At 38.0% G+C, this 11,709-nt stretch carries 9 protein-coding genes; all 9 read left to right on the top strand.

The genetic code is table 11. From position 1 onward, the window contains the following. Positions 1 to 22: 22 nt before the first annotated feature. The 9 genes from MHH85_RS14750 (at position 23) to rbfA (ending at position 11,709) form a co-directional block, all read left to right on the top strand. Positions 23 to 1,729, top strand: coding sequence for a proline--tRNA ligase (locus MHH85_RS14750; RefSeq protein WP_193738740.1), 1,707 nt, complete (start codon positions 23 to 25; stop codon positions 1,727 to 1,729). A 73-nt stretch (positions 1,730 to 1,802) separates the two neighbouring features. Further along, positions 1,803 to 6,137, top strand: a complete 4,335-nt coding sequence (locus tag MHH85_RS14745; protein WP_193738741.1) for a PolC-type DNA polymerase III — start codon at positions 1,803 to 1,805, stop codon at positions 6,135 to 6,137. Between the two features lie 133 nt (positions 6,138 to 6,270). Continuing rightward, positions 6,271 to 6,753 carry a ribosome maturation factor RimP gene (gene rimP, locus MHH85_RS14740; protein WP_053417436.1) on the top strand — a complete coding sequence of 161 codons (483 nt, stop codon included), beginning with the start codon at positions 6,271 to 6,273 and terminating at the stop codon, positions 6,751 to 6,753. 20 nt (positions 6,754 to 6,773) lie between these two features. Beyond that, entirely contained in the window at positions 6,774 to 7,916 is a 1,143-nt protein-coding gene (gene nusA / locus MHH85_RS14735; protein WP_053417435.1) for a transcription termination factor NusA, read from the top strand. A gap of 84 nt (positions 7,917 to 8,000) precedes the next feature. Beyond that, positions 8,001 to 8,279: an RNase P modulator RnpM gene (gene rnpM, locus MHH85_RS14730; protein ID WP_038184222.1), complete on the top strand. Its 279-nt coding sequence runs from the start codon at positions 8,001 to 8,003 to the stop codon at positions 8,277 to 8,279. Next, positions 8,276 to 8,587 (top strand): YlxQ family RNA-binding protein, encoded by a 312-nt coding sequence (locus MHH85_RS14725; RefSeq protein WP_053417433.1) that lies wholly within the window; start codon positions 8,276 to 8,278, stop codon positions 8,585 to 8,587. Before rnpM ends, MHH85_RS14725 begins: the two co-directional genes overlap by 4 nt. Before the next feature lie 14 nt (positions 8,588 to 8,601). Further along, on the top strand, positions 8,602 to 11,064 hold the full coding sequence (gene infB, locus MHH85_RS14720; protein WP_340707604.1) for a translation initiation factor IF-2: 2,463 nt from the start codon (positions 8,602 to 8,604) through the stop codon (positions 11,062 to 11,064). Then, entirely contained in the window at positions 11,061 to 11,339 is a 279-nt protein-coding gene (locus MHH85_RS14715) for a DUF503 domain-containing protein (protein WP_193738743.1), read from the top strand. The genes infB and MHH85_RS14715 overlap by 4 nt, the downstream gene beginning before the upstream one ends. A 19-nt stretch (positions 11,340 to 11,358) precedes the next feature. Continuing rightward, on the top strand, positions 11,359 to 11,709 hold the full coding sequence (gene rbfA, locus MHH85_RS14710; protein ID WP_193738744.1) for a 30S ribosome-binding factor RbfA: 351 nt from the start codon (positions 11,359 to 11,361) through the stop codon (positions 11,707 to 11,709).

Raw genomic sequence — 11,709 nt, 5'->3', positions numbered from 1 at the left:
TAACGCAAAAGGTGTGGTTTTTATGAAACAAAGTAAAACATTTATCCCAACCTTACGTGAAATACCTGCTGATGCTGACGTTAAGTCTCATCAGCTATTATTACGTGCAGGTTTTATTCGTCAAAATACAAGTGGTGTCTATTCATATTTACCACTAGCAACAAAAGTACTTAAAAAAATAGAACAAATTGTTCGCGAGGAAATGGAAGCAATCGATGCTGTTGAATTGTTAATGCCTGCTTTACAACAAGCTGAGCTTTGGCAAGAAACAGGACGTTGGGAAGCATATGGCCCAGAGTTAATGCGTTTAAAAGACCGTCATAACCGTGATTTTGCATTGGGAGCTACACATGAAGAGGTTATTACTTCTTTAGTACGTGACGAAGTAAAATCTTATAAAAAATTGCCATTAACACTTTATCAAATTCAAAATAAATTCCGTGATGAAAAGCGCCCTCGCTTTGGTTTATTACGTGGTCGTGAATTTGTTATGAAAGATGCATATTCATTCCATGCTACTCGTGAAAGTTTAGATGAAACATATAATGATATGGTAAAAGCTTATACGAATATTTTCACTCGACTTGGCTTGAACTTCCGTGCAGTTATTGCAGATTCAGGTTCAATAGGCGGTAAAGATACACACGAATTTATGGTGCTATCTGAAATTGGAGAAGATACAATTGCTTTCTCTGATGAATCAAGTTTTGCTGCTAATATTGAAATGGCTGAAGTAAACGTTGAGTATAGTCATTCAAATGAAGATATGAAAGAACTTGAAAAAGTTTCTACACCTGACCAGAAGTCAATCGATGAGATTGTTGAATTCTTAAAAGTATCACCTGAGTCTTGTATTAAATCATTAGTATTTAATGTAGACGACGAACTAGTTGTTGTATTAGCTCGTGGAGATCATGAAATCAACGATATTAAATTGAAGAACGCACTTGATGCACAATCTGTTGAATTAGCAGATGACAAAGTTATCTTTGATTTATTAGGTAGTCATGTTGGTTCTTTAGGACCTGTAAAACTTCCGATTAATGTAAAAGTAATTGCGGATAATGCAATCAAATCTATCCGTAATGGTGTATGTGGTGCAAATGAAGATGGCTTCCACTATATTAATGTAAATCCAGGCCGCGATTTTGCAATTGATCGTTTTGAAGATTTACGATTTATTCAAGTTGGCGACCCATCTCCAGACGGAAAAGGTACTATTAAATTTGCTGAGGGTATTGAAGTTGGGCATGTATTCAAACTAGGTACAACATACAGTGACTCAATGAAAGCAACTTTCCTAGATGAGAATGGACGAGCTCAATCATTTATTATGGGTTGTTATGGTATCGGTGTGTCTCGCCTTGTAGCTGCGGTTGCAGAACAATTCCAAGATAGCTATGGTTTTGTTTGGCCAAAACAAATTGCGCCATATGATATTCACTTGATTTCAGTGAATGAAAAAGATGAAGCACAAAAGAATTTAACAGAAGAAACGTACAAATTATTACAATCATATCGTTATGATGTGCTTTATGATGATCGTAAAGAGCGTGCAGGCGTTAAATTTGCAGATGCAGATTTAATCGGGTTACCAGTACGTGTTACTATTGGTAAAAAAGCATCAGAAGGTATTTTAGAAGTGAAATTTAGACAGTCTGGCGAAACTTTCGAATGGGCTAAAGAAGAGTTAGTCGATCGTTTGAATAACTTTTTTCACGCTGAGTAATGTTCAATGAGTCAAAAAGGGGGAAGTACTTTAATGTACTTCTTTTCTTTTTTTACAGAAGGTAGGTGGGATAATGACAAACGAGCAAGATGCAAAGTTGAAGTTTCAACTACTGCTCCAACAAATTGATTTAACAGAAGACGTTTATATGCCTTATTTTAATGCTGCAGAATTAGCTAGAATGACCGTACACAAAAAAGAACGCGTTTGGCGATTTTCTCTCAAATTACCTGCGATTTTACCATTTGGGGTATATCGCGAATTTGAAACACGATTAACAAAGGCATTTTCGCAAATAGCACAAATTGAATTGGATATTGAAGCTCCGCAACAAATAATATCAAAGGAATTGGTAACAGATTATTGGCTAAAGGTGATTGAAGACATCGATGAACTATCACCACCATTGCGAGAAGGTTTAGTGAAACAGCTGCCTGAGTGGAATGGTCAGAAAATGATGATTAATTGTCAACAAGAGCTTGAAATGATGACACTTAAGAAAAAGTATACAGACATTATAGCGGACGCTTATGAAACCTATGGATTCCCGCATATGCCAATTGATTTCCAACTAAATGAATCAACTGAAGCATTAGCAGAAGCGCAACTTGCCTTTTTAGAACAACGCCGTATAGAAGAGGAAGCTTTTGCGAAAAAAGCTGTCGAAGATATGCAAAAGCGTGAAAAAGAACGCAATGATAATCCAAGTGGTGTAGACGTTTCAGACCGTCCATTCCAGCTTGGGGTCCCTATTAAGCCTGATGAAGCTATGATGGAAATTCAACAAATCCAAGATGAAGAACGCCGCATCACAATTGAAGGATTTGTCTTCGCTGCAGAAGTAAAAGAGTTGCGAAGTGGTCGATCACTTCTTACATTGAAAATTACCGACTATACTGATTCCATATTAGTGAAAATGTTCTCAAGAGATAAAGAGGACGCTGCACTTATGCAGCAGGCTAAAAAGGGTATGTGGGTGAAGGCGCGTGGCTCGGTTCAAAATGATACATTTGTTCGTGATCTAATTGTTATGGCACAAGATATTATGGAGATAAAACCTGTCTTACGTAAAGATACCGCTCCAGAAGGTGAAAAACGTGTCGAGCTACATCTTCATACTCCAATGAGTCAAATGGATGCTGTTACGTCTGTTGGTGATCTCGTTGCCCAAGCAGCTAAGTGGGGACATCCAGCAATTGCAATTACAGATCATGCTGTTGCTCAATCATTCCCTGATGCCTATAATGCTGGTAAGAAGCACGGAATAAAAATCTTATACGGACTAGAAGCTAATCTAGTAGATGACGGTGTACCTATCGCGTATGATGAACAGCATCGTTTACTTGAAACGGATACATTTGTTGTCTTTGACGTAGAAACAACTGGATTATCAGCTGCATACGACACTATAATCGAGCTCGCTGCTGTCAGAATCGTTAATGGTGAGGTTGTCGATAAATTTGAGAGTTTTGCAAATCCTCATCACCCTCTCTCTGCGACAACGATCGAACTCACAGGTATTACAGATGATATGGTTAGAAACGCACCTGAAGTTGTAGATATGATTAAAAAATTCCATGAATTTATCGGTGATGGAATAGTTGTCGCTCATAATGCTTCATTTGATATAGGTTTCTTATATGAGGCTTATAAAAAAGCAGGAATTGATGAAAAGAATCATCCGGTTATAGATACATTGGAACTTGCACGTTTCTTACACCCTGAAATGAAGAATCACAGATTAAATTCTTTATGTAAAAAATTCAATATAGAATTAACACAACATCACCGTGCTATTTATGATACAGAAGCTACGGGATTCCTACTTCTACATCTCTTAAAAGAAGCAGATGAAAAGGGCATTAAATATCACGATGATTTCAACAAAAATATCGGTGGAGGAGATTCATACAAACGAGCTAGACCAACACACTGTACAATTTTAGCAACTGATAATGTCGGTCTGAAGAATCTCTTTAAACTTATTAGCTTTTCACATACGCAAACTTTTTACCGTGTCCCTCGTCTTACACGCTCAATGTTGACGAAGTACCGAGAAGGATTAATTATCGGTTCAGCTTGCGATAAAGGTGAAGTTTTCACAACAGTTATGCAAAAATCAATGGAAGAAGCAGAACAAGTTGCAAAATTCTATGATTATTTAGAAGTGCATCCAAAAGCTGTATATTCACACTTAATTGATAGTGAACTTGTACGTGATGAGTGGAACTTAGAAGATATCATCCGTAAAGTTGTCAAGTTAGGAAAGAAATTAGACAAGCCTGTTGTGGCGACAGGGAATGTTCATTATTTAAATGAAAATGATGCTATATTCCGTCAAATTTTAATCCGTTCACAAGGTGGGGCAAACCCATTGAATCGTCATACATTACCAAAAGTACATTTCCGCACAACTAACGAAATGCTAGATGCATTTGCTTTTTTAGGTGACGATATTGCGAAAGAGATTGTTGTAACAAACCCTCAGAAAATTGCTAATATGATTGGTGATGTGAAGCCGGTAAAAGATGATCTTTATACACCTAAAATTGAAGGTGCAGATGAGGAAGTGCGTAATATGAGTTATGATATGGCGCACTCTATTTACGGACCCAACTTACCTGAGGTTGTAGAAGCACGTCTTGAAAAAGAGTTGAAATCGATTATTGGTCATGGATTCGCTGTTATTTATTTAATTTCACATAAACTTGTGAAGAAATCATTAAATGATGGTTATTTGGTAGGTTCAAGGGGATCGGTAGGCTCGTCACTTGTTGCAACAATGATGGAAATTACGGAAGTAAATCCTTTACCACCACACTATGTATGTCCAAATTGCCAGCATGCAGAATTTTTCGATGACGGTTCTGTTGGTTCAGGCTTTGACCTCCCGAATAAGGATTGTTCTGAATGTGGTACTCCTTATCAAAAAGACGGCCACGACATTCCGTTCGAAACTTTCCTTGGATTTAAAGGAGATAAAGTTCCTGATATCGACCTTAACTTTAGTGGTGAATATCAACCACAAGCCCACAACTATACGAAAGTATTATTTGGTGAAGAATATGTATATCGTGCAGGAACAATTGGTACCGTCGCAGAGAAAACTGCGTATGGCTATGTAAAAGGTTATGCAAGTGACAATAACTTAAATTTCCGTGGTGCAGAAGTAGACAGACTTGTACAAGGTTGTACGGGTGTTAAACGAACAACAGGGCAACATCCAGGCGGTATTATCGTAGTACCTGATTATATGGATATTTACGATTTCTCGCCGATTCAATTTCCAGCAGATGCACAGGATTCTGAATGGAAAACAACGCATTTCGACTTCCACTCAATCCATGATAACGTTTTAAAACTAGATATACTTGGCCATGATGATCCGACGGTTATTCGTATGCTACAAGATTTATCAGGAATTGACCCTAAAACAATTCCTACTGATGACGTAGAGGTTATGCAAATTTTCAATGGACCAGAGTCATTAGGTGTAACAGCTGAACAAATCAATTGTAAAACAGGTACTTTGGGTATTCCTGAGTTTGGTACACGATTTGTTCGTCAAATGTTAGAAGAAACGAAACCATCGACATTTTCAGAGCTTGTCCAAATTTCTGGTCTATCTCACGGTACGGATGTTTGGTTAGGAAATGCTAGTGAATTAATCCAAAATGGTACATGTGTGTTATCTGAAGTTATAGGCTGTCGTGATGATATTATGGTGTATTTAATCTATCAAGGATTGGAGCCATCCTTGGCCTTTAAAATTATGGAGTCAGTGCGTAAAGGTAAAGGTTTATCAGAAGAATTTGAAGCAGAAATGAAAGCCAATAAAGTGCCTGGGTGGTACATTGAGTCATGTAAGAAAATTAAATACATGTTCCCAAAAGCCCATGCTGCTGCATATGTATTAATGGCAGTGCGTATTGCATATTTTAAAGTACATTTACCAATTCTTTATTATTGTGCATACTTTAGTGTACGTGCTTCAGACTTCGATCTTATTGCGATGGTGAATGGTTCGCAGATGATTAAGTCAAAAATTGATGAAATTGATGCGAAAGGTTTAGAAGCTTCTACGAAAGAAAAAAGCTTGCTAACTGTCCTTGAGCTTTCTTTAGAAATGTGCGAACGAGGTTATCATTTCCAAAAGGTAGATTTGTATCGTTCTAAAGCAACGGAATTTGTGATTGATGGGGATAGTTTAATTCCTCCTTTCAATGCAATTCCTGGTCTTGGTAACAACGTAGCGTTTGCCATTGTTAAAGCAAGAGAAGATGGCGAATTCTTATCAAAAGAAGATTTACAACAACGTGGACGTGTATCAAAAACATTAATCGAATATATGGATAAACTCGGTTGTTTAGAAGGTATGCCAGATGCTAACCAACTCTCTCTGTTCTAGGGTTTATTTGCATTTCGGGCTATACTGTGCTATCATTTATTTAATTAATTTGTTGATAGAACGCCAGCAAAAGAGTGGGATTTCCCGCTCTTTTCTGTTGTTATGACAACATGAAGTGAGTCAGGAGGATTGTATGAGCAAAGTTATCTCAGCAGTGGAACAACTTGCAACGCCTATAGTAGAAGGGTTAAACCTTGAATTAGTCGAAGTTGAATTCGTTAAAGAGGGTCGCGATTGGTTTTTGCGCGTTTACATTGATACTCCTGAAGGAAGCATTGACATTGAACAATGTGCTCAAGTAAGTGAATTATTAAGTTTAAAGTTGGATGAATCTGATCCAATTGAACAAAATTATTTCCTTGAAGTGTCATCTCCAGGAGCAGAACGACCATTAAAAAAAGAAGCTGATTTTGAAAAAGCTATTGGTCAATTCGTGCATATTAAATCATATGAAGCCATTAACGGTATGAAAGTATTTGAAGGTTATTTAAGATCTTATACAGACGCAGGTGTAGAACTTGACGTTAAGATTAAAACAAGAAAAATTAAGGTCGTTATCGATAAAGATAAAATAGCATTAGCTCGTTTAGCAATCGATTTTTCTGCAGAAAGTTAATAGTAGGAGTGAAATAGACAATGAGTAAAGAATTGGTTGGTGCGTTAAATGCACTTGAAGCAAAAGGTATCTCTCGTGATATCATTATTGAAGCAATCGAGGCGGCACTTATTAATGCATATAAAAAGAATTACAACCAAGCGCAAAACGTGCGTGTTGATTTAAACCTTGACCGCGGTACAATGCACTTGTATTCAAGAAAAGATGTAGTAGAGGTAGTAGAAGACGATCGCTTACAAATCTCTGTAGAAGATGCGCAAGTTATCAACCCTGCCTATGAGATCGGTGATATCGTGGAACAGGAAGAAACACCACGTAATTTCGGACGTATCGCTGCTACTACAGCGAAACAAATCGTTACTCAACGATTCCGTGAAGCAGAACGTGGCATTGTCTATGAAGAATATGTAGATCGCGAAGATGATATCGTAAATGGTGTTGTAGAGCGTTTAGACCCACGTAATATTTATGTAGGTTTAGGTAAAGTCGAAGCGGTATTACCACAAAATGAACAAATTCAAGGCGAGTCTTATGCACCTCACGATCGTATCAAAGTGTATATTACGAAAGTTGAACGTACTTCTCGTGGACCACAAGTATACGTATCACGTACTCACCCTGGTTTACTTCGTCGTTTATTTGAATTAGAAGTTCCTGAAATCTTCCAAGGTACAGTGGAAATTAAATCAATCGCTCGTGAAGCTGGCGATCGCTCTAAAATTTCTGTCTTTGCACATAATGAAGAAGTAGATCCAGTAGGTTCATGCGTAGGTACAAAAGGTGCCCGTGTTCAAACAATTGTTAACGAACTAAACGGTGAGAAAATCGATATCGTTGAATGGTCAGAAGATCCTGTCGTATTCGTTGCAAACGCACTAAGTCCTTCAAAAGTTCTTGATGTACAAGTTGATGAAGAAGAAAAGTCAACTACAGTAGTAGTTCCTGATTATCAATTATCTTTAGCTATTGGTAAACGTGGTCAAAATGCTCGCCTTGCTGCGAAATTGACAGGCTGGAAGATTGATATTAAGAGTGAAACAGATGCAAGAGAATTAGGAATCTACCCAAGTCAATCTTCAACTGTTGTTTATGAGGAAGCTCAAGACGAAGAAGATGCAGATTATGACGTTGAGGTTGATTTATATAAAGACGACGAAGAATAAGTAAAAGCATTTGGTCATATGCAAAGTCTTCTTATAGAACCAATATGGCCAAAAGTTCTTACGCTAAAAGGAAGGTGTGTTCTTATGTCGATAAACAGAAAAATTCCTTTAAGAAAATGTGTAGCAACAGGTGAAATGTTCCCTAAAAAAGAGATGATCCGGGTTGTTCGTTCTAAAGAAGGCGAAGTTTCCGTTGATGTTACAGGCAAAAAGTCAGGTCGCGGCGCATATGTTTCAAAATCCGAAACAGCTGTTGCAGAAGCGAAAAAGAAAAATGTCCTGAAGCATCAGTTAGAAGTGGAAATTCCTGAACAAGTATATGAAGACCTTTTAAAAGTCATTCGCAAGGAGACGTTAACATGACGCCACAGCAATCTATTTTAAATTTACTTGGATTGGCTGCCAGGGCTCGTAAAATCGTTTCAGGCGAAGAACAAGTTATTAAAGAAGTGCGCAGTAATGGTGCGAAACTTGTTATTTTAGCAACAGATGCTTCTGCCAATACGCGCAAAAAAATGCAAGATAAATGTCATTCTTTCAACGTTGAGTTGCAGGAGTTCGGGACTAGATATGATCTCGGACATGCCACGGGGAAAGACGCACGGGTCTCATTAGCCATCGTGGATGACGGTTTTGCAAAAAAACTGTCCGAGCTTCTCAACGAAATCTAACCGGGGGTGAATACATGACAAAATTACGCGTCCATGAATATGCGAAACAAGTAAATAAGTCAAGTAAAGAAGTTATTGATCAGCTTACAAAGCTACAAATAAACGTCACAAACCATATGTCTACGTTAGAAAAAGATGCAGTTAGCAAACTAGATGGTGTATTTAAAATGAAAATTAACGCACAATCATCTCAAGGACCAAAAAAAACTGAGCACCAAAACAGAGGACAACAAGGGAATCGTCCGAACGCTAGAAAAGAAGAAAAAGCACCACAAACTAGCGCTGCTCAACCAAAACAAAATACTAATCAAGGAAGTACTATGAATAACAATTCCACTTCAAAAAACAACTCAAACTCAAACAATCGTTCTAACTCAAATGCAAAACCAAATACTAATTCAAGACCGAATTCAAACACAAGTTCAAGACCGAACTCAAACACAAGTTCAAGACCAAATTCGAATTCAAATACGAACACAAACTCAAGACCAAATACAGGTTCAAACAATAAACCAAATACGAATTCGAACACAAGAACCGGCACGAATACAAACTCTAGCCAAAACCGTAATACAAATCGTGGCCCTGGTGGTCAATCCAACCAACAAGGTGGAAACCGTAACTTTAACCAAAGAAAAAAACCAGGTATTAATGGTGGCCAACGTCGTAAACACAGACCACAACCAGTTGTACCTGCAGTGAAAAAAGAATTACCAGAAAAAATCACTTTCTTCGAATCATTATCTGTAGGCGAATTAGCGAAAAAATTAGGCCGTGAGCCATCTGAAATTATCAAAAAATTATTTATGCTTGGCGTTATGGCAACAATTAACCAAGAGCTTGAACAAGATGCTATCGAACTAATCTGTGCTGATTATGGTGTGGAAGTTGAGGAAGAAATTCGTATCGACGTAACAGACCTAGAAACTTACTTCGAGGGTGACCAAGAAGAAGTAAATACAAATAACATAACAGAACGCCCACCAGTTGTAACAATTATGGGTCACGTTGACCATGGTAAAACAACATTACTAGATTCGATTCGTAATACAAAAGTAACTGCTGGAGAAGCTGGCGGTATTACTCAACATATTGGTGCTTACCAAGTTGTAGTAAACGACAAGAAAATTACATTCCTAGATACACCTGGACACGCAGCGTTTACAACAATGCGTGCACGTGGTGCAAGAATTACTGACTTAACAATTTTAGTAGTTGCTGCTGATGACGGTGTAATGCCACAAACAGTTGAAGCAATCAACCATGCAAAAGCTGCGGAAGTTCCAATTATTGTTGCTGTAAACAAAATGGATAAACCAACAGCTAACCCTGATCGTGTAATGCAAGAGCTAACTGAGCATGGTCTAGTACCAGAAGCTTGGGGCGGCGAAACAATCTTTGTTCCAATCTCAGCATTAAAAGGAGATGGCATTGATTCATTACTTGAAATGGTATTGTTAGTATCAGAAGTAGGCGAGTTAACAGCTGATCCAAAACGTAAAGCTATTGGTACTGTAATCGAAGCCCAACTTGATAAAGGTCGCGGTTCAGTTGCTACTTTATTAGTACAAAATGGTACTCTTAACATCGGTGATCCAATTGTAGTCGGTCACGCTTATGGTCGTGTTCGTGCAATGGTTAATGATATTGGTCGTCGCGTGAAAACTGCAGGTCCTTCTACACCAGTTGAAATTACTGGATTAAGTGAAGTTCCACAAGCAGGCGATCGTTTTGTAGTATTCGAAGATGAAAAAACAGCTCGTCAAGTAGGGGAAGCTCGTGCAATGACAGCTATTCAAGCACAACGCTCTGAAAAACAACGAGTAACTCTTGATAATTTATTTGAACAAATGAGCCAAGGCGAAATGAAAGAATTAAACTTAATCGTTAAAGCTGATGTTCAAGGTACGGTAGAAGCAATGGCAGCTTCACTAATGAAGATCGATGTAGAAGGTGTAAATGTACGTATCATCCACACAGGTGCTGGTGCAATTACAGAATCTGATATTTCATTAGCTGCTGCATCAAATGCCATTGTCATTGGTTTCAATGTACGTCCAGATACTAATGCTAAACGCGCAGCTGAAGCTGAAGGCGTAGATATCCGTCTACACCGTGTTATTTATAAAGTAATTGAAGAAATCGAAGCTGCAATGAAAGGATTACTTGATCCTGAATTCCAAGAAAAAATTATTGGTTCAGCAGAAGTTCGTGAAACATTCAAAGTATCTAAAGTCGGCACAATTGCTGGTGGATACGTACTTGAAGGTAAGATTACGCGCGATAGTGGCGTTCGTGTTATCCGTGAGGGTATCGTTATTTTCGAAGGCGAATTAGACTCTTTAAAACGTTTCAAAGATGATGCTAAAGAAGTAGCTAAAGGTTATGAATGTGGATTTACAGTGAAAAACTTCAATGATATTAAAACAGAAGATGTTATTGAAGCATTCATCATGGAAGAAATTGTACGCAAATGATTGTCTACGCAGAGTGTGAATTCTTCATCCCTGCGGCCCATTCATTAAAAGAAAAACGTGCTGTCTTGCAACGTATGATTACCCGTACAAAACAGCGGTACAATGTTTCCATTGCAGAAATTGACCATCAAGATGTTTGGCAAAGAGCATTGCTCGCGATTGTTACTGTAGCTTCTTCTAAGGATGCAGCAGATCGTGAGCTCACTCGTGCTCTTCAACTTCTAGAATCAAATCCCGAATGGGAACGACTAAACATACAAAGAGAGTACTTATAAAAATTGAGGTGAAACGATTATGAGTATGCGCGCGAACCGTGTTGCAGAACAAATGAAAAAGGAACTCGGCGATATTATCGTTCGTAAACTTAAAGACCCTCGTGTCGGATTTGTTACTGTAACAGATGTTGAAGTAACAGGTGACCTCCAACAAGCAACAATTTATATTACTTGCTTAGGTACTGATAGAGAGCGTCAGGACACATTAAAAGGACTTGAAAAAGCAAAAGGCTTTATTCGTTCTGAAATTGGTCAACGTATTCGTTTAAGAATTACACCAGAATTATTCTTTGAGTTCGACTCATCAGCAGAATATGGTAATAAAATTGACACGCTTTTACGTCAACTACATGAATCAAAAGATCAATAA

The organism is Viridibacillus sp. FSL E2-0187, from assembly GCF_038006425.1.
In the GTDB taxonomy this organism is placed as follows: Bacteria; Bacillota; Bacilli; order Bacillales_A; family Planococcaceae; genus Viridibacillus; species Viridibacillus arvi.
This window is presented reverse-complemented; position numbering and strand designations above follow the sequence as displayed.